The sequence below is a fragment of the Novosphingobium sp. fls2-241-R2A-195 genome, assembly GCF_030209485.1.
Lineage (GTDB): Bacteria > Pseudomonadota > Alphaproteobacteria > Sphingomonadales > Sphingomonadaceae > Novosphingobium > Novosphingobium resinovorum.
Genome location: NZ_JARVRY010000023.1, coordinates 37,720 through 60,169 on the forward strand (window position 1 = coordinate 37,720; position 22,450 = coordinate 60,169).

Sequence of the window (22,450 nt, forward strand, 5' to 3'; positions counted from 1 at the left end):
GGACAGGAGGGACGTGTCCCTCTCTCCTGTCCCCGCTTCGCATATCACCCGCAGGCGGCTTGCCTGCGACAATCCTCCGTCTCGAATTTGCCAACCTCCCATGGCAAAGCACAAGCCATGACCCTTCCCGAGATTCCACGCCGACTCGGCATGCCGCTGGCCATGCAGATGGTCGCGATCCTCGTGTGCGCCCTGCTGGCAGCGCAGGCGGTGACGCTCGCACTGACCGTCATCCTGCCGCCGCGCCCGGCCGAACGATGGAACATGGACGAAGTCGCCGGCGCGCTCGGCGGCGGCCCCGCCCCCAAGCGCCTCGAACGCAAAGCCATGCGCGGCCCGCCCGATGTCAGCGGACAAGGCTGGCTGGTCTCGGAATCCTCGCGCGATGCGCTGGCCCGGCGCATCGGCCAGCCCGCGAACGAGGTGGTCCTCGCCTTCTACACCCAGCTTCCCGTCGGCGGCGTCGCAGTGCCGAGCAGCGGGCGATCGCCGCTCGCCGTGAAATCCTCTGGTTCGGGCAGCCTATCCTCGCTGCTGATCGACGAGGCCCAGGCCCAGGCCATTCCCGGCGGACCGCCTGCGAGCGGATCCGCCGGTCCCACCGGCATGCCGGGCGGCGGATTTCCCGGCGGCCGCATGCCGGGCGGAAACTTTCCCGGCGGCGGCTTTCCGGGCAGCGGAGGCCCGCGCGTACCTGCACAGCCCGGTTCGTCCATGCCCCGTCCCAACCTGCCAGGCGGTCAAATCGGCGGCGGGACGAGAGGCGCTACCCCCGGCCAGGCCGGGGGCGGACGCCCTGGTGCAGGCAGCGCAAGCAGCCCCGGAAATGCCGCTGGCAATACCGCGGGGATCGGAGCCGGTGAAGGCGGGCGACCGATTGGCAGCCCTGGCGCCACCCGCGGCCCCGGCGCTTTCGCCCAGCCCGGGCTGACGCCCGGGATCGGCTTGGCTCCGCCCAGTCCCGTCATCGCCATCGCACCGCCGATCGCCCAGCCGAGCGCGGCGGCCGAGCCGATCGCCGAGACCCAGCGAGCACCCGCTCGTCCGGCCGCCCGGTCCACCACGACAGCCGCCATCCCGACTGCGGCCATTCAACCGCAGCCCGTCGCCTCTGCCCACCCGGTTGCAGCAGCCGCGGCCATACGCGCACCGGATGTGCGCCCGCAGACGGCTTCCTCTCCGCAGCCCATCCCGTTCCGCCGTGTGACGAGTTCGCTGTTCGATGTCACCTCGCCCCCGTTCATCGAAGGGGATTTCGTTGCCGCCGCGCGGCAGGCGGATGGCAGCTGGCTCGCGGTGGCCCCCCGCGCCGAGCCTTTTCCCAATGCCTGGCAGACCAGGGTAATGCTGTGGTTCGCGCTGTCTCTGGCGATCGTCAGCCCGCTGGCCTGGCTGTTCGTACGCCGTATCGTCGTGCCCTTGCGCGATTTTGCCAGGGCCGCCGAGCAACTCGGCCGCGATCCCTCGGCGACCATCCTTCCGCTCTCCGGCCCGGCGGAGATCGGCCGCGCGGCGAACGCCTTCAACCAGATGCGCCACCGCCTTCGTGCTTTCGTCGACGATCGCACCGCCATGGTCGGGGCAATCAGCCACGACTTGCGCACGCCGCTGACGCGGCTGCGCTTCCGCATCGAGGACGTGCCCGATGACCAGCGCGAGGGTCTGCTGAAGGAAGTGACCGAGATGGAAGCGATGATCAGCCAGGTCATCGCCTTCATCCGCGACGCCTCGACACCCGGTCCGCGCCAGCGGCTCGACTTCGCAGAACTCATCGCCGGCAGTGTCGCCGACTGGCAGCTTGTCGGGGCCAATGTCGAGATCGAGCGCAATGCCCACATCCCGGTCGAGGTCGATCCGGTCGGCATCCGCCGCCTGCTCGGCAACCTGCTGGAAAACGCGGTCAAGTATGGCGACAGCGCCCGCGTGCGTGTCTCCCTCAGCGGCAACGAGGCCGTCGCGGAGATCGTCGATGCCGGCCCGGGTATCCCCGAGGACGAGTTCGATCGTGCCTTCGAGCCGTTCTACCGCAGTGAAGCCGCGCGCAAGTCGGGCCGCAACGGCAGCGGGCTCGGCCTCGCCGTCTGCCGCTCGATCGCGCGGGCGCACGGCGGCGACGTCTCGTTCGCACACGGTCAGGATGGCTTCGTGGCGCGCGTGACAGTGCCTGCCGCGTTCGTCCCGACCCTGCGCAAAGCCGCCTGAGCGAACGGCAGAGCCATGCTCAGACATTTGCACGCCCTTGGTGCGTCACTGGCGCTCTCGCTATCCCTTCAGCCTGCTGCCGCGCAAGAGACCGAGGGCGCCGCCGAAACCACGACGGCCGCGCCTTCATCCCGCGAGGCCGAGACTGGCACAGTCGGTGACACGAGCGCCGCGCAAGTCGCTCCCCTGCGATGGACGGCGACGGCATCCGGCGGCATCAGCGCACGCGACGATGGTCCGGACGGCAGTTGGCAGTCGCTCAGCCTGACGCGCACCGTTGGCCGCGGCTACTTGCGCGCCAGCGCGATGCGCTACCACGGTACGCTGCAACAGTCGGACGTCGCGCTGCCCTCGGACTATTACGTCGGGACACTCGGAGCGGGGGGAAATTTCGACAACTGGGTGATCGACGGCTGGGTCAGCTTCGGCAGGCAGGATTACGGCCGGATCAGCACCTCGCTGGGCAGCCGCGCCAGTACCGGCGCCAAGGGCAGCGACTATTACGCCGTCGGTGGCGATTTCGGCCGTGTACTGCCACTGGGCTCGCGCTTCTTTCTCACTCCGACGGTGGCCGCATCGTTTGCCGATGGAAAGCTGCTGCGCCCGGCGCCCGAAGTCACAGGCCTGCGCGATCAGGAAACCGACGAGCCGACCTGGTCGGCCAATGCTACGATGCGCATCGATTATGCATTCGGCAGTGCTCGGGAGCACTATGCCGGACTGTCCTTATCGCGGAACTGGACCAGCAACGGCCTTTCCGCATTGCAGATTCGGCCCAATCGGAACCCCGACGCACAATTGCCATTCCGGCTCGACAGCAAGCACTATGCGGACAGCTGGTTCGAAATAGGCGCTACGACCAATATGAAGCTGGGACGCAGCCTGTACCTCGATTTGTTCACCACGCGCAGTTTCGGCGTGAAAGCTGGGAATGTAACGTCCGCAGGAGCCACCTTGCGGCGCTCGTTCTGACCTGCCCCCTCAAAAAGTGGCGGCAGGTTATCTTCTGCTCCACCATTTTGCCTTAGCATCCGCGTTCGCAATCGAATTGAAACGGACAGGCGGCAGAGCGCGCGAAATGATGACAGGGAAAGTTTCGAAGGTGGCGGAAGCAAGTGTCCTCGTGACCGGTGCAGCAGGATTTATCGGTGCCGCCGTTGCCGAGGCCCTGATGGCCCGCGGTCAGTCGGTGATCGGAATCGATAACCTCAACGACTATTATGCAGTCTCGCTCAAGCGCGCGCGCCTCGATGGGCTCGCCGCGCGTCATGGCAGCCTGTTTCAGTTTCGGGAACTCGACTTCGCCGACATGTCTGCGCTCACCGCAGCGTTGGCGTCTTTCACGTTCGAAACTATCGTCCACCTCGGGGCGCAGGCCGGCGTACGGTACTCACTGGAAAACCCGCAGGCCTACGTCGCCTCCAACCTTGCTGGGCACGTCAACATGTTGGAAGTCGCCCGCGCCCGGCAGGTGGCCCACATGGTCTACGCCAGTTCAAGTTCAGTCTACGGCGGAAATGCGAAGCTCCCCTTCGCGGTGGAAGACCGCGCGGATCATCCCGTCTCGCTGTACGCGGCGACGAAGAAAGCCGATGAACTGATGAGCGAGACATACGCTCATCTCTTCCGCCTGCCTCTCACCGGGCTGAGATTCTTCACCGTCTACGGCCCTTGGGGCAGACCCGACATGGCGATGTGGAAGTTCGCCGAACGGATTCTCAGTGACCGACCGATCGATGTCTACAATCAAGGCGAGATGAGCCGCGACTTCACTTACATCGACGACATCGTCGGCGGCGTCCTCGCCTGCCTCGACTGCCCGCCGGCCGACGACGGCGTGCAAAAAGCAGGCGGCAGCGTCAAGCCGCACGCGCTTTATAACATCGGCAACAACAAGTCCGAGCACCTGCTGCGCCTCATCGAAGTGCTGGAGGATGCCTGCGGCCGCAAGGCGAGGCGCAACCTCCTGCCGATGCAGCCCGGGGACGTCACCGCGACTTACGCCGACATTACCGCGCTGACCCGCGATACCGGCTATATGCCGAGTACGCCGATCGAAACCGGCGTGCCGCGTTTCGTCGATTGGTTCCGGAGTTACACCGGCGTGTGACAGCGCATCCTGGCGAAAGCTGGAATCTCACCAGATCAACGCTGCAACAATGGCAATCATCACCCAAAGCATCGCGTTGAATTTCACTATCGTGCCGAGATCAAAGGGCGGCACCTCGATATAAGTATTGTAGGTGTTGATCATCACAGACCTGTTGTTCAGCGTCGCATGTGGCAACCTCTCAGTAGTGAAACAGCGCCCTGCACGCGAAGTTCCTGAAATTTAATTGCCGGTTCAGGTTCCCGTTCTTTCGCGGATCATCGCGAAGCCATGCAGCAGGTGGTCGAGTTGGCCATCCGGCACCGGCGCAAATGCCAGCTCCTCGCCGCCCTGCCGGATCGACCCGATCTGCCCGGCCACCTCCTCAAGGCTCCATTGCGGCCGAAATACTCCCGCATTTTCCGCAACCCAGGCGCGCGCCAGACGGCCCCCCATGGCAACGTACATCTCGCCGCTCACCGCGCATTGATCGTGACAAAGGTAGGCGACCATCGGCGCCACCATCTCGGGTTCCATCGGCGGGAACCCGCTCGTGTCGATCCCTTGGGACATGCGCGTGACAGCCGCCGGCACAATGAGATTGGAGCGCACATTGCTGTGCTGCCCCTCGATCGCGGCCGTGTTCGACAGGCCCATGAAAGCCGCCTTGCACAACGAATACGTGACATTGTCGGCCTTGCCGTAAAGTCCATTTATCGAACTTGTGAGGACGATCCGGCCGTAGCCTTGCGCCATCATACGGGGAAACGCCTCGCGCATGACGTGGTAAGCGCCCTTCAAGTGCACATCGAGCACCGCGCTGAAGTCCTCGTAGCCAAGGTTCGAGAGCGAGCCGCGCCGCACGTTGCCTGCCGAATGGATCAGAATGTCGACCCGCCCGAAGGCATCCAGCGCGGTATCGATGATCGCCTTGCCCCCTTCGGGCGTCGCGACACTGTCGAGACTGGCGACCGCTTGACCGCCGGCAGCGCGTATCTCGGCGACAAGAGCCTCGGCGGGTCCTTCCCCGGTCGCATCACCTGCCATCGAGACACCCGGATCGTTGACGACGACCTTGCATCCCCGCCTCGCCAGCAGCAGCGCATGTGCGCGGCCGAGGCCCCGGCCGCCGCCGGTAATCACTGCGACGCGATCGTCGAAACGCAATTCGGCCATGACCTGTCCTCTCCTCGATCGCGCCAAGCTTACCGGCGCGCTGCCGTCAGGCAACGATCCCGGCGCTGCGCAGCATCGCGATCCGCTCGGGCGATAGATCGAGCACTTCGGCCAGAATCGCATCGGTATGCTGGCCCAGCACCGGCGGCGCCTCGGGCACCGGCTGCTCCGCGTCGGTGAAACGGATCGACCGATTGACGATGGGGATGGTGCCCAGGACGGCGTGCTCGGTCTCGACGACCATGCCGCGCGCCTGCGCCTGGGGTTGGGCCAAGGCCTCGCTCACACCCAGGATCGGCGCATGCGGCACCTCGTGGGCAGTGAAGATTGCGGCCAGTTCATCGACGCAGTGGCGCGCGGTGAAATCCGCGATGATCGCGTTGACCTCCTCGCGGGCGTCGCGGCGCTTTTCCAGAGTGTCGTAGCGCGGGTCCTCAGCGAGTTCCTCGCGTCCGATCGAGCGGCAGATGCGTGCCCAGAAGCCGGGTGTCAGGCAGGCGATGACGATGGATCCCTCGCGCGCCGGGAAAATTCCGTAAGGCACGAGGTTGGGATGCTGCGAGCCGACCCGCTGCGGGTCCGAACCGGTGAAGAAGGCCAGCTGCGCAATGTAGCCGAGCATGCCCATCAGGCCATCCATCAGGCTGATGTCGATATGACGCCCCTCTCCGGTACGTTCCCGCTCGTAGAGCGCCGACAGCACGCCGATCGGCCCGTTGATGCCGCCGACGAGATCACCGAGCGGGATGCCCAGCTTGGTCGGCAGCCCACCCGCCTCGCCGTTCATCGACAGCGCGCCGGACATCGCCTGGAGCACGATGTCGAAGCTCGGCCGGTCCCTGAGCGGACCGGTCTGGCCATAGCCAGAGATCGAACAGTAGATCAGTCGGGGATTGGCCGCGTGCAGTTCCTCCCAGCCGAGCCCCAGCCGCTCCATCACGCCCGGACGGTAGTTCTCGACCAGCACATCGCACCGCGCGGCAAGGTCCTTGACGAGTGCCAGCCCCTCGGGGGTCTTGAGATCGACGACGATCGACTTCTTGCCCCGGTTGACCGCGAGGTAATAGTGGCTCTCGCCATCCCGGATGGGAGGAAAGCTGCGGGTTTCGTCCCCGGTGCCGGGCGGCTCGATCTTGAACACCTCGGCGCCGAGGTCGGCCAGCGCCAGGCTCGCGGCGGGGCCGGCCAGGACGCGCGTGAAGTCGATCACGCGAACGCCCGCCAGGGGACCGGACCAGCCGGCCGTCCCTCGCACGGTCACGCCAGTGCCTCCCGGAAGAAGCGCAAGATCGCCTCGATCGCATCACGCCCTTCGGGCAACGCGACCTGGTAGTGGTAGCAATGCCCCATGCCTTCCGCGACAATCAGGCTGGAGCGGATGCTCGCCTTGAGCAGCTGCGAATGCGTGAAGATGGCCGGACTGAGGTCCATTGCCCGGGTCCCGGTCACGATCAGCGCCGGAGGGAAGGCTGCCAGAATCTCCGGATGCCAGCCGGGCCAGGCACTCGGATCGCGAAGATCGCAACCTGCGAAGTATCCGCGCGTGATGTCGACAGGGGCGCTTCCATCGGCAGGGGGCGGGGGAAACGAGGCATCGATGTAACCCGTGACGTAAGCCGATTCGCCCGTGCCGAAGGGCACTGCCCCCGCTCCGAACACGCCGATGGCACCCGCCTGGGGCAGGTCATGGCTCACCAGCCAGGCAGCCGCCTGCGCCGTGAGGGCACCGCCTGCAGAGCCGCCATAAATTCCGATGCGTCCCGGCGCATAGTCGGCAAGGAGTGCGCGATAGACTGCAGCGACGTCCTCCACGCCCGCCGGATGGCGATGCTCGGGCGCCATACGGTAATTGACGCTGACGACGCGGATGCGGCCGAGCGCGGCGATCGGGATGGCTTCGACGAGGGCGACCCCATCCCAGCCGACGCAGAACGCACCGCCGTGCAGATTGATGAGGACGCGCTGCGGGTCGTGCCCACCTTCGACCGGCGTGACATCGAGCACCTCGACGCCGCCGATCTCGCCTCGCGTGACAATGACCGGGAACGTCGCCCGCAGCCGCTCGATCTGCGGCGCCATGTAAGCGTTGATCTGTGCGCGGCGGACGGCGATGTCATCCTCTTGGCCCGACGCATCGAACACCGGCATCGCCGCGCGCAACCGCTGCAAAGCCGCCGCTTCCTCGCTGACCAGATCGGAGACCGGCAGGGTAAAGGCCGGCACCTGAACGCTACCGTCGGGAAGAAACGCCGGCATCGCGCGGGTCATCGTGTCCATGGCCTCTCCCAATCCGCCGGCGTCGCGCCTTTGCGGGTATTCGTCGCCGAGCCTAGGCCCGGCGACGGTCAAGATCACCCCCGCTTCACGCCTTGCTAGGCAATTCCGCCACGGCGGTGCCGAAGGCCGAAAGCTCGCCGCGATGCGTGGTCGCCTTTTGCGCCACCTCGACGTACTTCCTGCCGTTCTCCTCGAACTTGCGGGTCACTTCGCCGGTGATGACGATGGCGTCGCCGTCCGGGTTGTGGCGGCGGATCTGGCAGCTCGACTTGTGGAGGAAGCCGTCGTCGCCGATCCAGTCGGTCATGTGGTGGGTCAGCCACGAGCAGCGCTCCGGGCCGTAGTCGTAGGCGCCCGGCGCCCCGACCTCGAGCGCGAAGGCTTCGTCCCAGTGCACGCGCTCGGGGCAGTCGGGCACGTTGAAGCGGTTGCGGATGCCGAGGCCTGGGTGCGCCTTCTGCATCTTGTAGGCGAGCTTGTTGGCGCGGATGTAGAGGCCGCCCCAGCCTTGTGCGTAGCAGATGAAGCCGGTGACGGTCATCGGGCCCTTCATCATCGGCGGCAGCTTGTCGCCGACATTCACGTCCTCGAAGTAGCGTGGCACCGCGCCGCGCTGCTCTTCCTGGTCGTAGATCTCGTAGAACTCGTCCAGCTGCTCCTGGGTGAAGGGCTCTACGCGGCCGCGCGCCTCGGTGTACTTGGTGCCGCGTTCGCGCGCCTCGTCACGGTCGGTGCGGAACACCCAGCTGTCCGCGCCCGCGACGTGGTCGCCGTGCTGGTTGTAGAAATCGACATGGTAGATCTGCTGGAACGAGCGGCCCGCGAACTTGGTCTGGTGCTCGACCAGGTCCTTCAGGTAGGCCTCGACCCTGATGGTGTCGTTGCGCAGCACCGGCTTGTGCCAGGTCCAGTCGGCACCCGCCCACATCGCGTGGACGCCCGAGAGACCACCGCAATAGCCCGAGATGATACGGCTGGTGGTGAAGAGGAACGAGGGCAGCGCGACGAGCGAGCCGTACTTGGTCTTCGCGGCGTATTCCGGATCGCACCACAGCGGATTGTCGTCGCCGATGCCGTGGGCGTAGTGACGGATCGCGTCACGGGTGGCCTCGTAGTTCCAGGGCTCTACGGTGTTCTCGATTTTCACGCCGATGCGCTGGCGCAAGTCGTCGAGCCCCTCCTCGGTGATCTTGGGGAACTTGTTCTTCGGTTCTGCTGTGGTGGCCATTTCTCTGCTCTCCTGGATGTCTCAGCCGACCGCTTCGGCGGCTTTCGCGGCTTCACGGTCGCGCAGCATCTTGCGGTGGACCTTGCCTGCGGGGTTTTTGGGAAGCTCGTCGACGAATTCGACGAGACGCGGAAATTCATGCTGGGCGAGGCGTTCGCGGGTGAAGTCCTGAAGCTCGCGCACGAAGGCGTCGTCGGCGGCGCGGTTGGCGACGACGAAGGCCTTCACCACCTGCCCGCGCTGCTCGTCGGGCACGCCGATCACGCCGCATTCGAGGACGTCGTCATGGCGCAGCATGGTGTTCTCGATCTCGACCGCGCTCATTGTCCAGCCAGCCGAGATGATGACGTCGTCGGCGCGGCCGCAATGGTAGAAATAGCCGTCCGCGTCGGTCTTGGCGCGGTCCTTGGTGGTCATCCAGCCGCCGCCGCGGAACAGCATCAGCTCGCCGATCTCACCGGGATCGCAGACCGAGCCGTCCGGGCGCTGGACTTCCAGCCGCTGCCCCGGCACCGCCTTGCCGAGCGCGCCGGGCTTGACCGGGAAGTCGTCCGCGCCGGGGTAGTTCACCAGCACCACGCCGATCTCGGTGGTGCCGTACATCGAACAGGCCGGCACCTTGAACCACTGGTCGATCCACTCCAGCGTCGCCGGATCGATCGGCTCTCCCGTGAACGACAGCTTGTCGAAGCGGAACGTGAAGTCCGCCGCCCGGCCGCTGTTCTTCATCATGCGGTAGTGCGTCGCGGCCGCCGACATGTTGGTGATGCCAAAGTCGTCTAGTGCCTGCATCAGCCGCACCGGGTCGAAGCGGCCGGCGAACGTCCCCGTCGTCACCCCCAGCGCCAGCGGGGCGAGCGTTCCGTGCCACAGGCCATGCCCCCAGGCCGGGCTCGAGGGACAGAAGAATGCGTCCCCGGGCCGGATGCCGGTGCCGTAGAGCGCGGCGAACATCAGCGTCACCAGCGTGCGGTGCGAGTGCTTCACCGCCTCAGGCAATTCGCGCGTCGTACCGCTGGTGTACTGGAACACGGCCATGTCATTGGCGCGTGTTCTGGGCTCGTAGCTGGTTGGAAGATCTTCAAGCGAGGCGAGAAAAGCCTCGTCCGCCACGATCACCTTCGGCTTGCCGTCTACCGCGACCGAGCGTGCAAGCTCCGCTTTTTCGGAATTCGTGACCAGGATCTCGGGCTCGCAGTCGCCGATGCGCAAACGCAGCGCGTCGGGCCCGAACAGAGTGAACAGCGGAACCGAGATCGCCCCGGTCTGCATCGCCCCGAACAGGCACGCGTAGAAGGGGAGCGAGGGCTCGAGCATGAAGGCGATCCGCTCGCCGGGCCGCACGCCTCGCGCATCGAGCCAGTGCGCGAACTGCGCCGCGCCCTTCGCGATCGTGTCGAAGCTCAGGACTTCGTGCGCGCCATCGGCATGGGCGATCCGCACCGCGTCGCGCTCCGAACCGTCGGCATGGCGGGTCACGCATTCATGCGCGATGTTGAAGTACTCTCGGTCGCCGTCGAACAACTCCCACAGCGCCGCCGACGAAGCATGGGCCTGTGCATCAGCATAGCGCGTGTAGTCGGTCAGCCCTGAAATCATTTTGGCCATCAACCGTCCTGTCCCCTGGCTCATTTCCGCCGGGTCGAATCGCCGCGACGGAGGTTGTCCTTGTGTTCAGCACTGCTGCCACAGCGGCCTTGTTTTTGTAAATATTGAATGTTATTCTATATATTGAATGAAAAGCGGTGTTGACACAGCTAAGGCCAGCAAGGCCCCAGCCATCGCCCGGGCGGCAGCGGTGCTGCGCCTGCTGGGCAAGCATGGTGCGCCTCTCGGCGTTCAGGCGATCGCCCGTGAACTCGGCCTCGTACCCAGCACGTGTCTGTATGTGCTGCGCGCCCTGGTGGCAGAGGATCTGGTGGCCTTCGATGCCGACACCAAACGCTATTCGCTCGACGCCGGCGTGCTGACACTGGCTCGTGCCTGGTTGCGCAAGGATCAGTTCAACGACCTTGCCCAGCCGGCTCTGGACCGAATCGCCCGCGAGTTCGGAACGACAGCCATGGGGGTCCAGGTTTTCGGCCTGGACCACATCATCGTCACCGCGATGTCGCAATCGGGGCAGAACTTCCAGCTCTCGACGCAAGTCGGCAGCCGTTTCCCGGCGTTGGTGTCAGCAACCGGACGATGCATCGCCGCTTTCGGAGGGTACCCGCAAAGCGAACTGAAACCGCGATTTGACCAGCTGCGCTGGGACGAGCCGCCAAGCTGGGAAGACTGGCTTGCGCAGGTAGACGACGCGCGCGTTTCGGGTGTCGCGGTGGATGCAGGGCACTACCTGTCAGGGGTCACGGTGGTAGCCGCGCCTGTATGGAAGGGGGGCAGGCCGAGCCATGCGCTTGTGGCGATAGGGATCGGCGCAGCCTTACGCAACGAACTGCCGCGGCTGAAGGAGGCCCTCAAGGCTGCGGCCAGCGCGCTCAGCGGGCAGATCGCAGCCTAGTCAGCAATTGAGCGAGCCGGCCCGCGTGTTGTCCCCGCTGACGTCGCGGATCGGCGGGGATCGGCGGGGATCGGTGGTGACCTTGGCCCTCGACAGATATCAGCTGCCTCCGACTTGCGAAAAGGCACAGGGCGCTCTCGACCACAAAGGGTTCATGTAAGACATCACGAAGGGACATCTGCACCTTGACGCTCGGAGCGACAGATGTTCGAACCTGCTCGTGACTGACGATTCCCCCAATTCCGCCGCCAAGTCCCCTCCGTCAATAACCAGGGCAGAGGCCCGCGCGGATGAAGCGGCGGCGATCCGCCGCCGCTGGATTACGCTGGGCGAAGTCCTTACGGTGATCGCGGTCACCATCTCCGGCTTGACCTTGTGGAATAGCTGGAGCCAGCGCAGCGAGACTGAAGCCGGAAAGAACGCCGATGCCCAGCGTGCTTCCACCAAGGCGGCGACGCTCACTCTTGTGGCAGCCCGGACGGATGATGACGAACTGGTCCTGAAGCCCGCATCGCCCGAGCAATCGGTTCAGAGCCAGAGTATCGCCTTTCCCAGCGCACTCGCTCTTGCTGCCGCGGAAACCACGGGAGAGCCTAGGATTGAGGCGCGATGGTTTGAGAACGCGCTCAAGAAGGCCCGCAGCCGAGCCAGACTGCCTGACAGCAGCCGCGGTGACGAGAAGCTGCCAATCCTCGTCACTACCCGTTTCCTGGCTGACGGCAAACTCCATGAGGAGTTGGCGATCTACGACATCGGTTACAGCATCGCGGGTCGCTGGCTGGGCGGCCACAGCATCACGCTTCGCGGCGTCTCACTGGTGGCCCGCACCCGCAAGTCTGCAGGAAAGAGCCTGCTCGATGCACGCTGGAAAGCGGTCCTGGCACAAGCAGGAACTTGAAACACAAGGATTTTTTCCGATCTTGCACTCGTTGCCAGCGCAGGAGGTGCCTGCGGCGCTGCGCTGCGGCGCTATATCCGTTTCTGATGCATGCCTGGCGGCTCGCGTAATGAGGCTGCCAATCATCGCGCGTTGGCAGTCCAATCCTCCCGTCTTGCGACTGTCGCATTCCACCGGCATTGCGAGGACACAAGCACGGGTTGCCGCGCGTGAGGCTCTCGTCTGCGCATATTCGCTGGAAATGCGCGGAGCTTTCGCGTCTGGAGCGCCCGCTCACACCGAGCTTCAGGAGACCGTTTCCCAATGTTGCGCAAACTGGCCCGGCTTTGGGCGTTATTCCTTCTCGTCCTGATCGCCTCGCAGGCCCATGCGCAGCTGCTGCCGACGCCCAAGGCCGAGGAATCCAAGACGACCGGGACGGACGCGGCCACAGCCACTCCGGCGCCCGCCGCCGCGCCCCCGAACGATCCGTTAGGGCGCGAGACGCCGCGCGATGCCGTGTCAGGGCTGCTCGCGGCGTTGGCAGAGCGGGACTATCCTTTGGCCGCCAACTATTTCGAGGCCCGCTCCAACGGGGAGCAACTCGCGAAGGAGATGCAGGCGGTACTCGACGCGGGCGGATCGCTGTTGCCCTTCGGGGCGCTGTCGAACGATCCGGCGGGTGTGCTCGACGACGGGCTCAAGCCCGCGCAGGAGCGCGTGGGCGACCTCGGCGACGCCGGCAAGACCCCGATCCTGCTGACGCACGGCACCAACCGCGCGGGCACCCGGATTTGGCGCATCGCCCGCCAAACGAGTGCCGCCGCGCATACCCTGCAGCCTAGGACGAAGCAGGCCGAGGACGAAGGCCCAGAGATCGCCGGCGCGTCGCTGGAGGACTGGGTGCGCCTGCTGGGCATAGCCGCACTGGTGTTCTTGGGCTTCCAGCTGGTCAACGCCGGGTTGCTCTTCACGATGGGGCGGATCATCGCCGACAAGGAGAACAGCCGCGTCTACCGGCTGACCCAGGCGGCGATGCCGCCGCTCAGCCTGTTCTTCGCTACCGTAGTTTTCATGTTCTGGGCGGGATCGATGCCGGTCTCGATCGTCGCGCGGCAGCTGTTGCTGCGCTACATCGGGATATTCGCGTGGGTGGCGCTGGCCTGGTTCCTGTTCCGCATGGTCGATTCCGTTTCGGCCCTGCTGATCAGCCGCATGGCCGGGCAAGAGCGGCGGCAGGCGGTCTCGGTCGTCACGCTGATCAGACGCGCGGCCAAGATCCTGCTGCTGTTCATCGCCATGGTCGCGGTCCTCGATACCTTCGGCATCGACGTGACAACGGGCGTGGCAGCGCTCGGCATCGGCGGTATCGCCTTGGCGCTGGGCGCGCAGAAGACGGTCGAGAACCTTGTCGGCTCCGTCACCCTGATCGCCGACAAGCCGGTACAGGTGGGCGATTTCTGCAAGGTCGGTGAGGTGACCGGGACGGTGGAAGACATCGGCATCCGCTCCACCCGCATCCGCACACTTGAACGCACCGTCGTCACCATCCCCAACGGCGATTTCTCGTCGCGCCAGATCGAGAATTACGCGCAGCGTGACCGCTTCTTGTTCAATCCCACAATCGGGGTGGAATACGGCATCGGCTCGGCCAAGCTGCTGGAGGCAGTGGAGCTGATCGAGAGCGTGCTGGACGCGCACGACCGGATCATCAAGCCCGGCGCCCGGGCGCGGTTCAAGAACTTCGGCGCCAGTTCGCTCGACATCGAGGTGTTCTCATACATCGAGGCGGCGGATCTCGACCAGAGCCTGGTGATCCGGCAGGACCTTCTGCTGCTAATCTTCGCTGCGCTGGAGCAGGCTGAAGTCGGCATCGCCTTCCCGACCAGCACCGTCCACCTCACGCCGCACAAGGCGCCAACGACGCGGCCCGCCTCGCTCGACATCGATCCCGCGCCGCAGCGGGGAGCGTGAATCTCCGCCATGCGGAGCAAGCCGGACGGAGGATTTATCAACGCCTTATTGCCGCGGCGCGGCTTTTAAGATCGATTGCATAGTATAGTGTCGGAAATTGCGGGTCACTGGTGAATATTGCGTTTACCATCGGCAAGCGGGGGTCGACCTTATTTCTCGGGTCAGGGGCAGCGCACCGATGCAATTCGGTGCGGTACTTTGAGAGCGCGGATGGCGGATAATTCAAGTTGGGGCCTGGGTGACGGCAGCACCCGGACTTCAGGGGCGCAGCAGGAATACTGGTTCTCGCTCAGGCTCCGGGTCGATGCACCCGCGCAGCTATGGCAGGCGGCCGCTTTGCGCTGCCTCAGCCAGTCCGACCTGACGCAGGACGAGGTCGAGGACCTGATCGGCCCGATCGAGGATCCCTCGATCACTGACTGCCTGATGATGCTCGCCCTGCCCGAGCGGATTCCCGGCTGCACCCGGCTCGATACGACCCTGCAGCAAAGCGCGGCGGGAGCGCCTGCAGCCGCACGCGAACGCAGCGACGCGATGGAATGAGATAGTCCTCCCTGTGGCGCAGCGATTGGGAGGGGACCGCCGAGACAGTCGGTGGTGAAGAGGGGGATAACCCCTCCGTCTGCCCTGCCGACTGCGACCTCCCCCTCCCTGCGGAACAGCGAGGATGCGCTCACTCCTTCGTCGCGGTCGTCGGTGTAGTCAGCGCAACCAGCCCGGTCGCGGACAGGCGGATGCCGTTGACGCCAAGCATGATGCTGGTCCCGTCGGTGACCACGTCGTCCACCACGCCTACCGAGTTGATCGTCGTGTTGAGGTTCGATCCGTCCGACGCCTGCGCCTTGATCGAGAGGGTATAGGCGCCTGCGGCGGCTTTGGTGCCGTCGGTCTGGAGGCCGTCCCATTTATAGGTGCCTTGGGTCTCGCTGGGGTCGAGGCTGACGGTCGCCACGGTGCCGCCCAGCGCGTCCTTGATCGTCGCGGTGACGGTGGAGGGGGTGCCATCGACATAGTAAGTCCACTTGGCGGGATTGTCGCCCAGCCCCGCCACGGCGCTGTCGAAGCGCGCTTCACGGCCGATGTAGCTCGATGCCTGCGCCATCTGCTGCGACAGGAGCTGGCCGAGGATGTCGTCGAGCTTGCCGGTCTGCTGGATCGACTGCTCCACCTGCGAATACTGCACCAGCTGCTGGGTGTATTCCGAGGTGTCCATCGGGTCGAGCGGGTCCTGGTTGGTCATCTGCGTGGTCAGCAGCTTGAGAAACAGGTTGTAGTCGGCCAGCAGGCTGGTCGTGGATGCCGCCTTGGTGCTGGAGGTGCTGGACGTCGAGGCAGTGTCGGTAACGGTTGCCATGCTGGTGCTGCCTTATGCCATGAGGTCGAGATTGCCGCTGCCGCGCAGCGAGCGGAGAAGGGGGGCGGCCTCTTCCGGGGCGCCGGTGAATTCGCTGCTTGCGCCCTGCGACCGCGCGGACGGACGGTGCTGACCCGCGCTGCCGTTGCCGCTGCCAAGGCTGCCGCCGGAACTGTCGAACCGCAGCGACTGGGCATCGGCGCGCACGCCCGCATCGCTGAGCGCGCGGTCGAGATGCATGCTTTCGCGCCGCAGCAGGTCGAGCGCGGCGGGCTGGTCGGCCGAGACCACGGCGCGCAGGGTGCCGTCGTCGTCGAAGCCCATGCGCACGTCGATCCGGCCCATGTGGCGCGGGTCGAGGCGGATCAGCAAGGTATCGCGCAGACCCTCCGGCCCGCCGTCCAGCGCCCGCGCGATGGCGATGCCGACGTCCGCGCCGAAGTGCCCCTCGCGCATGGATACGCTCGCCTCGGCGGGGGCGAGGGCGGGAGCATTGCGCGCGATTTCATAGGGAAGTGCTGGGGGTCGCGTGGTCGCCGCTTCCAGCGTCTGGGTGAACAGCGGGGCGGACACGCGAGCCTCGGGCTCCGGGGTGGCGGTGTCCTCGGCGGCTTGCGGCGCGGCGTGGGCGACGGGAGCGGCGGTGCGGGCGGCCGCAGGTTCAGGCGTCTCGGCTGCGGCGGACGACGGGGAAGCGGAAGGAGCGGTCGCCACAATCGGCACGCCAGTGGCCTCGGAGGTGGTCGAAGCGGCGGCGGGGGGCTCTGAAGGAGCGGTGGTTTTCGCGGCCTTGCGCTTTACCGGACGGGCGGCCTCGGACGTTTCTGCCTTCGGTTCGACGGCGGGGGTCTCGGATGGCAGCGCGTCTTCGACCAGCCCGGCCGCTGCGAGCGTAACCGGCGGAACGTCGATGGATACCTCCGCTCCGACGAGTCGCTCCTGCTGCGCCGGCGCGGCGGTCGGCAGGTTCCCGACCTCCTCCCCCTTCCTCGGGAGTGGCGGCGTGTCTTCCCCGGGCACCACGGTCTCGAGGGCTTCCGGGCGTGCCCGGACCGGTTCGACAGGTGGAGCCATAACCTCTGCGGACGTGGCCGCGAGTGCCGGAACCTCGGGGACATCCACGGTCGCCCCGGCGGTCGGGTTTGCCGCTGGCGATGCAGCCGCAAGGGTCGGAGCAGACGCGGCTGCGGGGATTTCCGGCACCTTGGGTTCGGGGAGAGACGGAACCGACACAGCGGTCGCATCCGTCAACGTCAGAGACAAAGCTGCAGTCGCCCCGACCGGCTCGGCCGGGGCCTGCGGCGCCGTGACGCTCGCCGCCGCCACTTGCGGCGCGATCCGGCTGGAGAGCGGAAGAGCCTGAGCCGCGACAGGCGGCGCTTCGCCCGCCTGCGCGGCCCCATCGACTTTGGCGCCGACGCTCGCCAGCGCGGCAAGGAAAGCGCCGGGTTCCGCATCCCCGACGCTCGGCGTGGGAGTGCCCGAGCCAGTAACGGTCGGGAAGAGGGTCGTCACGGGAACGGGCATCGGTTCATCATAGGATGCTCGTGCACCGGGCGGTCGCGGCTGCGATCTTATGCGCAGGGCTGATCGATGGGCTTGCCTTCCCTAAATCACGATCGCGCCCTATGGTGATCGATAGAAAGGTATCTTATCGCTGATCCGCATGATGGCCGAAGGGTCGGACGGCTTCGCGGGGGGCTTGAGCGCGCACACCTATCGCACGATCACCGACGCCGCCACCGCGACGCGCGATCTGGCCGAGCTTGTCGAACTGGGCGCGCTGGAGCGGGTGGGGGAGCGGCGCTATGCGCGCTATCATCCGCGGATTGCGAGCAGCGACGGCGGGGTGTGATAGCAGATGGCCCCGTCATCCCGGCGATAGCTGGGACAGATGGCCGTGAACAGCCCACCTCGCGGCGCGCGGCGCAAGGGCTTCGACAAGCTCAGCCTGAGCGGAATTGTGAGGTTTACGCCACTCCCGCTCACCCTGAGCTTGTCGAAGGGTCCCAGCCTTCGCTGGGATGACGGGGTTTATTTGCCCCATCCGTGTCAGCCCCTACCCGATCGCGCCCAGACTGCGCAGGCGCGCCCTCGGATGGATCTCGTTCTGCGAGAGCACCACCGTCGCGGGCCTCACCCGCTCGATGATCGAGCGCACGAAAGGCCGCAGGCTCGGGCTCGTCAGCAGGCACGGGATTTCTCCCTGCCCGGCGAGGCGGTCGTACGTCTCGCGCACCGAGGCGATGAAAGCCTGCAACTGCGAGGGCGCCATGGCGAGGTGGCGGTCGTCGCCCTGCCCGATGATCGCCTCGGAGAACGCCTCGTCCCACACCGCACCGAGCGCGACGATGGGGATGGTTCCGTCCAGCGTGTGCTGCGCCGAGATCTGCCGCGCAAGCCGCGCACGAACGTGCTCGGTGACTTGCGTGAGGTTGGAGGTCAGCGGGCTCGCCTCGGCTACGCCTTCCATGATCGTCGGTAGGTCGCGGATCGAGACGCCCTCGGCCAGCAGGTTCTGCAGCACCCGTTGCACTCCCGAGACGGAGATGCGCGAGGGCACGATGTCGGCGATCAGCTTGGCCGAATCCTTGTGGACCTCGTCAAGCAGCTTCTGCGTCTCGGCATAGGAAAGAAGATCGGCGATGTTGTCCTTGACGATCTCTGTCAGGTGGGTGGTAACGACAGTGCCGCAGTCCACTACTGTCAGGCCGCGGAAGCCCGCTTCCTGGCGCAGTTCGCGGTCGATCCACTGGGCCGGAAGCTTGAACACGGGCTCCTGCGTGGCCTCGCCCGAGAGGCCGGTCTCGCCCCCGCCGGCGTTGATCACCAGCAGCTTGCCGATGCGCAGTTCACCCCGCGCGGTCTCGGTTTCCTTGACGTAGACGACGTACTCGTTCGCTTGCAGCGCCATGTTGTCGATGATGCGCACCGAAGGCAGGACGAAGCCGTAGTCGGTCGCCATCTGGCGGCGCAGCGCGCGGACCTGATCGTCGAGGCGCGGCTCCGCGCTGGCGTCGTTGATCAGCGGGAGCAGGCCATAGCCCAACTCGATGCGCAGCGCGTCGATCGCGAGGGTGCGGGCGATCGGCTCCTCGGCCTGCGCGGCCTTCTGGCGGGCCTGAGCGGCGGCCTCCTCGACGCGGGCGGCGGCCACCGCCCCTTCCGCCTTCTTCGTCATCGTCCACGCGAGCCATCCGCAGAGCCCGCCGAGGATCGCGAAGGGCAAGAACGGCAGGCCCGGCATCAGCGCCAGCATGCCCATCAGCGCGCCCGCGATGCCGAACGCCTTGGGATAACGGCCCAGCTGATCGCCCAGCGCCGCGCCGGTCTTGCCGACGACGCCGCCCTTTGACACCAGCAGGCCCGCCGCCGTCGAGACGATCAGCGCCGGGATCTGGCTGACGAGGCCGTCGCCCACGGTGAGGATGGTATAAGTCGTGAACGCCTGTCCGAACGGCACACCGTGGATCGCGACGCCGACGATCAGCCCGACGATGATATTGATCGCGGTGATCAGCAGCGCGGCGACGGCATCGCCCTTCACGAACTTCGAGGCACCGTCCATGGCGCCGTAAAAGCCGCTCTCCTGCTCGATCTCGGAACGGCGTTCGCGGGCGACGTCCTCGGTGATGGTCCCGGCGTTGAGGTCGGCGTCGATCGCCATCTGCTTGCCCGGCATCGCGTCGAGGCTGAAGCGCGCCGCCACTTCGGCGATGCGGCCCGCGCCCTTGGTGATTACCACGAAGTTGATGACGATCAGGATCGCGAAAATGGTGAGGCCGATGACGGTCTCGCCGCCCATCAGGAACTCGCCGAAGGCGGCGATCACGCCGCCCGCCGCCTGATGCCCCTCATGCCCGTGGCCGAGGATCAGGCGGGTGGAGGCAAGGTTCAGGCCAAGGCGCAGCATCGTGGTGATGAGCAGGATCGTCGGAAAGCTGGAAAGCTGCAGCGGCTTCTCGATGAACAGCGCCGTCATCAGGATGAGGACGGAAGCAGTGATCGAGAGCGCGAGGCCCATGTCGAGCATCCACGCCGGCATCGGCAGGATGAGCATCGCGATGATCGCGCCCACACCCAGCGCCAACGCCAGGTCGCGCCCCGGTCCGAGGCGGACGAGGAACTGCGTGACCTGCGGCGGGAGCGCGGACTTGGTGGGAGCGGTGGCCATCGGGTCAGGCCGCCGGTTGCGGCAGGGTTGCGAAAGGCTGCGCCTGACCCTTCGACACGCTCAGCGTGAGCGGGGGAAAAGTAGACTTTCCAATCCCGCTCAGGCTGAGCGTGTCGAAGCCCCCGAGGCTGGGCGCACCGTTCATCACACCCCGGCTGCCATCTCGGCCCGCACCACGCCCGCAAGAGCCGGGGGCACCGCCATCCCGTCCGCCTGGAACGAGCGCAACTTGTTGCGCATGGTCCGCACCGAAATGCCCAGCATTGCTGCCGCCGCGCTGCGGTTGCCGCCGCAGTGGCGCAGGGTCTGGAGAATCAGTTCGCGCTCGACATCGGCGATGTTCTGTCCGACGAGGCCGGAGACCGATGCCGTGACGGACCCCTCCGAACGCCCGCCGCGCAGCCGCGCGAGCACGTCCTTGAGGTTCACCGCAAGGTCCACCACCACCATGTCGGCTTCGGATCCGGTCCAGCCTTCAAAGGCCGCAGGCGCGGATTCCACGCCGATACGGGTGGCCGAGCCGCGCACCATCTCGTTGGCAAGGCCCACCGCGTCGCCCAGTTCGCCGACCAGCATCAGCCGGGTGGCATCATGATCACGCGAACCCATCATGCTTCCTTGCGGACGATTTCGGTCAGCGTGACGCCCAGCGTGGCGTCGATCAGCACGACTTCGCCGCGCGCGATGATGCGGTTGTTGACGAAGATGTCGACCGGCTCGCCGACGCGGCGGTCCAGCTCCACGACCATGCCGGGCTTGAGCCGCAGCAGGTCGCCGATGTCCATCTTCGATCGGCCGAGCACTGCCTGCACTTTCACCGGCACGTCGAACACGGCGTGCAGGTCGTCGGGCGTCGGCGGCGTGGAGGGACGCGGCGGCAGCGCGGTTTCGCCGCTCAGGACCGGGGCCGGTTCCTCAGGCAGATGCGCCGGGGTCAGCTGGTGCCGGGTGTCGAGCTCGTCGCTCATCGGATACCTTTCACGTGTTCATCCACTGGCGGATGACGGAGGCGGATTCCGCCGGGTTGGAAGCGATGGTGTCGCCGATACGCTTGATCGCGGAGAGCTTCACCCGCCCATCGACATGGGCGAGCGCCACTTCCTGATCGAGCAGCGGGGTATCGTCCGCAGCCCCTCCCATCGGTTCAAGCTGCGCCATTGAGAGGCTGCCCGCAGGCTGGCGGCGGTCCTCGCCCTCGGGAAGATCACCGGAGGGCGGCGGCAGCAGCGCGGGCGCGTTCTGGCGGCGCAGCATGCGGATGGCGAAGAGGACGATACCGCCCACCAGCACGATCTTCAGCACGTCGAGGATGCGATCGACGGTCAGGCCGAACGGCAGGCCGCCGTCGATGCCGTCCACGTCTTGCGCGGCGAAGGGCATGTTCTCCACCACCACGCTGTCGCCGCGATCGCTGTCGAAGCCGACGGCGTTCTCCACGAGGCGCTGCAGGCGATCGAGCTGCGGCTGCGGCAGGCCCTTCTCGCCGCCGTCCACCATGACCGCCACGGTCAGGCGCTTGACCTGCCCCGGCGTGCGCACGGCGACCTTCTGGACGCGGCTGTTCTGGTACGTGGTGTCCTCGGACGTCTCGTTCTGCGCTGCGTTGCGGCTGTCGCCGTTCGCGCCGTTCTGCGCGGCGGCCGCGTTCTCGGGCAACTGGGTGGCGACGGTCGCGCCTTGCGCGCCGGGGGTCTTCTCGGTGCTCTGGTTGCTGGATTCGACGCTGACCTGATGCTGGATAACCTGCTTGTCGGGGTCGAAGGTCTCGGATTCCTCACGCACCTGATCGCGTTCGAGCACGGCAGACACTTCGGCGCGGACTTTGCCGTGGCCGACGATCGGCTCCACCATGGTCTCGATCTGGTCGCGCAGGCGGGCTTCGACGGCGGCCTGGCGTTCCTCGATGTCGCCGGAACTGCCTTGCCCTTCGCCCGCCCGCGCCAGCAGCGCACCGGTCTGGTCCACCACCGACACCGCCTCGGGCGAGAGGTCGGGCACCGCCGAGGACACCAGGTAGCGGATCGCCTGAACCGCCTCGGCCGGAAGCCGCCCGGTGGTCTTGACCGTGACCGAGGCGCTGGCCTTGCGCGGCTCGGTTTCGAACATGGCGCGCTCGGGCATGACGACGTGGACGCGGGCGCGGCTGACACGGTCCAGGCTTTCGATCGAACGGGTCAGTTCACCCTCGATCGCGCGCGTCTCGTTCAGCTTCGCGCGCGAGGAGGAGATGCCGAAGGGCTCCTCCTGGTCGAGCACTTCGTAGCCGATCTTGCCGCCCAACTGCTCGGAGGCCATCGCCATGCGCAGTTCGGGCAGCTTGTCGGCAGGCGCGAGGATAGCGGTTCCGTCGGCCGACAGCTGGAAGGGCACGCCCTGCCCCTTGAGCTTCTCGGTGATGGTCGATGCGGCCGAGGGATCGAGGTCGGTATAGAGATAGCCCATCGCGCTGTCAGGCGTACGCGTGGCCATCCAGCCGAGGCCGAGCAGCAGCGCCAGCGCGACGCCGCCCATCATCGCGGCGCGGCGCACTCCAATCTGCCCGATGAAATTGCGCAACGCTTCCAAGTCCGGCCTTCCGAGATCCCGGCGCCGCCCC

At 66.4% G+C, this 22,450-nt stretch carries 19 protein-coding genes; 8 read left to right on the forward strand and 11 right to left on the reverse strand.

What is annotated here, in order from left to right; genetic code table 11:
* The first annotated feature begins 117 nt into the window (after positions 1–117).
* From QRN25_RS17025 to QRN25_RS17035, 3 genes are all read left to right on the forward strand, one after another.
* Positions 118–2,202, forward strand: coding sequence for an ATP-binding protein (locus tag QRN25_RS17025; RefSeq protein ID WP_285020397.1), 2,085 nt, complete (start codon positions 118–120; stop codon positions 2,200–2,202).
* 15 nt (positions 2,203–2,217) lie between these two features.
* Positions 2,218–3,174 (forward strand): autotransporter outer membrane beta-barrel domain-containing protein, encoded by a 957-nt coding sequence (locus QRN25_RS17030; protein ID WP_285020398.1) that lies wholly within the window; start codon positions 2,218–2,220, stop codon positions 3,172–3,174.
* Positions 3,175–3,280: 106 nt separating this feature from the next.
* Positions 3,281–4,312: an NAD-dependent epimerase/dehydratase family protein gene (locus QRN25_RS17035; RefSeq protein WP_285020532.1), complete on the forward strand. Its 1,032-nt coding sequence runs from the start codon at positions 3,281–3,283 to the stop codon at positions 4,310–4,312.
* A gap of 234 nt (positions 4,313–4,546) precedes the next feature.
* Here QRN25_RS17035 and QRN25_RS17040 read toward each other — a convergent pair whose 3' ends face one another.
* The 5 genes from QRN25_RS17040 to QRN25_RS17060 all read right to left on the reverse strand — a co-directional run bounded on the left by QRN25_RS17040 (position 4,547) and on the right by QRN25_RS17060 (position 10,580).
* Entirely contained in the window at positions 4,547–5,467 is a 921-nt protein-coding gene (locus QRN25_RS17040; RefSeq protein WP_285020400.1) for an SDR family NAD(P)-dependent oxidoreductase, read from the reverse strand.
* 46 nt (positions 5,468–5,513) lie between these two features.
* A complete protein-coding gene (locus QRN25_RS17045; RefSeq protein ID WP_285020402.1) occupies positions 5,514–6,728 on the reverse strand; it encodes a CaiB/BaiF CoA transferase family protein in 1,215 nt (404 codons plus the stop codon).
* Positions 6,725–7,744, reverse strand: a complete 1,020-nt coding sequence (locus QRN25_RS17050) for an alpha/beta hydrolase (RefSeq protein WP_285020405.1) — start codon at positions 7,742–7,744, stop codon at positions 6,725–6,727. The genes QRN25_RS17045 and QRN25_RS17050 overlap by 4 nt, the downstream gene beginning before the upstream one ends.
* 85 nt (positions 7,745–7,829) lie before the next feature.
* Positions 7,830–8,972 (reverse strand): FAS1-like dehydratase domain-containing protein, encoded by a 1,143-nt coding sequence (locus tag QRN25_RS17055; RefSeq protein WP_285020407.1) that lies wholly within the window; start codon positions 8,970–8,972, stop codon positions 7,830–7,832.
* A 21-nt stretch (positions 8,973–8,993) separates the two neighbouring features.
* Positions 8,994–10,580, reverse strand: a complete 1,587-nt coding sequence (locus tag QRN25_RS17060) for an acetate--CoA ligase (RefSeq protein ID WP_285020409.1) — start codon at positions 10,578–10,580, stop codon at positions 8,994–8,996.
* Between the two features lie 127 nt (positions 10,581–10,707).
* Here QRN25_RS17060 and QRN25_RS17065 point away from each other — a divergent pair, with 127 nt between their 5' ends.
* From QRN25_RS17065 to QRN25_RS17080, 4 genes are all read left to right on the forward strand, one after another.
* Positions 10,708–11,475, forward strand: a complete 768-nt coding sequence (locus QRN25_RS17065; RefSeq protein ID WP_036527445.1) for an IclR family transcriptional regulator — start codon at positions 10,708–10,710, stop codon at positions 11,473–11,475.
* A 220-nt stretch (positions 11,476–11,695) separates the two neighbouring features.
* Complete coding sequence (locus QRN25_RS17070; protein ID WP_285020411.1) at positions 11,696–12,373, forward strand: hypothetical protein; 678 nt, start codon at positions 11,696–11,698, stop codon at positions 12,371–12,373.
* 303 nt (positions 12,374–12,676) lie between these two features.
* Positions 12,677–14,326, forward strand: coding sequence for a mechanosensitive ion channel family protein (locus tag QRN25_RS17075; protein WP_285020413.1), 1,650 nt, complete (start codon positions 12,677–12,679; stop codon positions 14,324–14,326).
* A gap of 210 nt (positions 14,327–14,536) precedes the next feature.
* Positions 14,537–14,869: a hypothetical protein gene (locus tag QRN25_RS17080; protein WP_051586966.1), complete on the forward strand. Its 333-nt coding sequence runs from the start codon at positions 14,537–14,539 to the stop codon at positions 14,867–14,869.
* Between the two features lie 130 nt (positions 14,870–14,999).
* Here QRN25_RS17080 and QRN25_RS17085 read toward each other — a convergent pair whose 3' ends face one another.
* Together QRN25_RS17085 and QRN25_RS17090 are read right to left on the reverse strand one after the other, a co-directional pair.
* Complete coding sequence (locus QRN25_RS17085; RefSeq protein WP_285020415.1) at positions 15,000–15,680, reverse strand: flagellar hook assembly protein FlgD; 681 nt, start codon at positions 15,678–15,680, stop codon at positions 15,000–15,002.
* A 12-nt stretch (positions 15,681–15,692) separates the two neighbouring features.
* Complete coding sequence (locus QRN25_RS17090) at positions 15,693–17,207, reverse strand: flagellar hook-length control protein FliK (protein ID WP_285020416.1); 1,515 nt, start codon at positions 17,205–17,207, stop codon at positions 15,693–15,695.
* A gap of 142 nt (positions 17,208–17,349) precedes the next feature.
* Between QRN25_RS17090 and QRN25_RS17095 the strand changes: the two genes are divergently transcribed.
* The gene (locus QRN25_RS17095) at positions 17,350–17,535 is read left to right on the forward strand and encodes a hypothetical protein (protein WP_285020417.1); all 186 of its coding nucleotides are present in this window, start codon (positions 17,350–17,352) and stop codon (positions 17,533–17,535) included.
* 204 nt (positions 17,536–17,739) lie between these two features.
* Here QRN25_RS17095 and flhA read toward each other — a convergent pair whose 3' ends face one another.
* The 4 genes from flhA to fliF all read right to left on the reverse strand — a co-directional run bounded on the left by flhA (position 17,740) and on the right by fliF (position 22,419).
* Positions 17,740–19,854 carry a flagellar biosynthesis protein FlhA gene (flhA, locus tag QRN25_RS17100; RefSeq protein ID WP_036527435.1) on the reverse strand — a complete coding sequence of 705 codons (2,115 nt, stop codon included), beginning with the start codon at positions 19,852–19,854 and terminating at the stop codon, positions 17,740–17,742.
* 144 nt (positions 19,855–19,998) lie between these two features.
* The gene (locus tag QRN25_RS17105) at positions 19,999–20,463 is read right to left on the reverse strand and encodes a helix-turn-helix domain-containing protein (RefSeq protein WP_036527430.1); all 465 of its coding nucleotides are present in this window, start codon (positions 20,461–20,463) and stop codon (positions 19,999–20,001) included.
* On the reverse strand, positions 20,463–20,822 hold the full coding sequence (fliN, locus tag QRN25_RS17110) for a flagellar motor switch protein FliN (protein WP_008831931.1): 360 nt from the start codon (positions 20,820–20,822) through the stop codon (positions 20,463–20,465). The genes QRN25_RS17105 and fliN overlap by 1 nt, the downstream gene beginning before the upstream one ends.
* 10 nt (positions 20,823–20,832) lie before the next feature.
* Complete coding sequence (gene fliF, locus QRN25_RS17115; RefSeq protein WP_036527428.1) at positions 20,833–22,419, reverse strand: flagellar basal-body MS-ring/collar protein FliF; 1,587 nt, start codon at positions 22,417–22,419, stop codon at positions 20,833–20,835.
* Between the last annotated feature and the right edge of the window lie 31 nt (positions 22,420–22,450).

Coding starts and splice junctions, on each gene's coding strand:
- flhA (WP_036527435.1), bottom strand. CDS start 19,854: ATGGCCACCGCTCCCACCAAGTCCGCGCTCCCGCCGCAGGTCACGCAG.
- QRN25_RS17090 (WP_285020416.1), bottom strand. CDS start 17,207: ATGCCCGTTCCCGTGACGACCCTCTTCCCGACCGTTACTGGCTCGGGC.
- QRN25_RS17065 (WP_036527445.1), top strand. CDS start 10,708: ATGAAAAGCGGTGTTGACACAGCTAAGGCCAGCAAGGCCCCAGCCATC.
- QRN25_RS17050 (WP_285020405.1), bottom strand. CDS start 7,744: ATGGACACGATGACCCGCGCGATGCCGGCGTTTCTTCCCGACGGTAGC.
- QRN25_RS17095 (WP_285020417.1), top strand. CDS start 17,350: ATGGCCGAAGGGTCGGACGGCTTCGCGGGGGGCTTGAGCGCGCACACC.
- QRN25_RS17075 (WP_285020413.1), top strand. CDS start 12,677: ATGTTGCGCAAACTGGCCCGGCTTTGGGCGTTATTCCTTCTCGTCCTG.
- QRN25_RS17035 (WP_285020532.1), top strand. CDS start 3,281: ATGATGACAGGGAAAGTTTCGAAGGTGGCGGAAGCAAGTGTCCTCGTG.
- QRN25_RS17055 (WP_285020407.1), bottom strand. CDS start 8,972: ATGGCCACCACAGCAGAACCGAAGAACAAGTTCCCCAAGATCACCGAG.
- QRN25_RS17105 (WP_036527430.1), bottom strand. CDS start 20,463: ATGGGTTCGCGTGATCATGATGCCACCCGGCTGATGCTGGTCGGCGAA.
- QRN25_RS17080 (WP_051586966.1), top strand. CDS start 14,537: ATGGCGGATAATTCAAGTTGGGGCCTGGGTGACGGCAGCACCCGGACT.
- QRN25_RS17040 (WP_285020400.1), bottom strand. CDS start 5,467: ATGGCCGAATTGCGTTTCGACGATCGCGTCGCAGTGATTACCGGCGGC.
- QRN25_RS17060 (WP_285020409.1), bottom strand. CDS start 10,580: ATGGCCAAAATGATTTCAGGGCTGACCGACTACACGCGCTATGCTGAT.
- QRN25_RS17085 (WP_285020415.1), bottom strand. CDS start 15,680: ATGGCAACCGTTACCGACACTGCCTCGACGTCCAGCACCTCCAGCACC.
- QRN25_RS17025 (WP_285020397.1), top strand. CDS start 118: ATGACCCTTCCCGAGATTCCACGCCGACTCGGCATGCCGCTGGCCATG.
- QRN25_RS17030 (WP_285020398.1), top strand. CDS start 2,218: ATGCTCAGACATTTGCACGCCCTTGGTGCGTCACTGGCGCTCTCGCTA.
- fliN (WP_008831931.1), bottom strand. CDS start 20,822: ATGAGCGACGAGCTCGACACCCGGCACCAGCTGACCCCGGCGCATCTG.